1 rRNA gene is annotated in these 1,237 nt (G+C 51.7%); it reads left to right on the forward strand.

The window, feature by feature from the left end:
* Nucleotides 1-178: 178 nt before the first annotated feature.
* Nucleotides 179-1,237, forward strand: a 16S ribosomal RNA gene (locus VFX97_01815); the annotation flags it as partial.

Here is a 1,237-nt window from a genome sequence, read left to right on the forward strand (position 1 = left end):
GAACGCAATCATATAGGCGGCGTCGTAGATGATTTTTGGTCAGTTGGCCATTCCATGATTCATCGACCTCCAGTTGCGCTCATAATATGGAGATTCGACAACAAATTGAATCTGACATGGTTACACAATATGCACAATAACTTGATTGTCCGACCGTACTATTTTATAATAGATTAAGGATCGACTCCGGTTGATCCTGCCGGACCCGACTGCTATCAGAATGAGATTAAGCCATGCGAGTCAACGTAGCAATACGTGGCACACGGCTCAGTAACACGTAGTCAACATAACCAGAGGACGTGGATAAACTCGGGAAACTGAGGCTAAACCGCGATAGACCAAGATACCTGGAATGGTTTTTGATCAAAATCTATATGGCCTTTGGATTGGACTGCGACCGATCAGGCTGTTGGTGAGGTAATGGCCCACCAAACCAGTAACCGGTACGGGCTCTGAGAGGAGGAGCCCGGAGATGGGTACTGAGAAAAGGACCCAGGCCCTATGGGGCGCAGCAGGCGCGAAACCTCTGCAATAGGCGAAAGCCTGACAGGGTTATTCTGAGTGACTTTCGCTAAGAAAGTCTTTTGACATCTCTAAAAATGGTGTAGAATAAGGGGTGGGCAAGTCTGGTGTCAGCCGCCGCGGTAATACCAGCACCCCGAGTGGTCGGGACGATTATTGGGCCTAAAGCATCCGTAGCCGGTTTTACAAGTCCTCCGTTAAATCCAACTGCTTAACAGATGGGCCGCGGAGGATACTATAAGACTAGGAGGCAGGAGAGGCAAGCGGTACTCAGTGGGTAGGGGTAAAATCCGTTGATCCATTGAAGACCACCAGTGGCGAAGGCGGCTTGCCAGAATGCGCTCGACGGTGAGGGATGAAAGCTGGGGGAGCAAACCGGATTAGATACCCGGGTAGTCCCAGCTGTAAACGATGCAGACTCGGTGATGGACTAGCTTAATGCTAGTCCAGTGCCGCAGGGAAGCCGTTAAGTCTGCCGCCTGGGTAGTACGGTCGCAAGACTGAAACTTAAAGGAATTGGCGGGGGAGCACCACAAGGGGTGAAGCCTGCGGTTCAATTGGAGTCAACGCCGGGAATCTTACCGGGGGCGACAGCAGAGTGAAGGTCAAGCTGAAGACTTTACTAGACAAGCTGAGAGGAGGTGCATGGCCGTCGCCAGCTCGTGCCGTGAGGTGTCCTGTTAAGTCAGGTAACGAGCGAGACCCCTGCTTCTAG

Source organism: Pyrinomonadaceae bacterium, assembly GCA_036277115.1.
Lineage (GTDB): Bacteria > Acidobacteriota > Blastocatellia > Pyrinomonadales > Pyrinomonadaceae > UBA11740.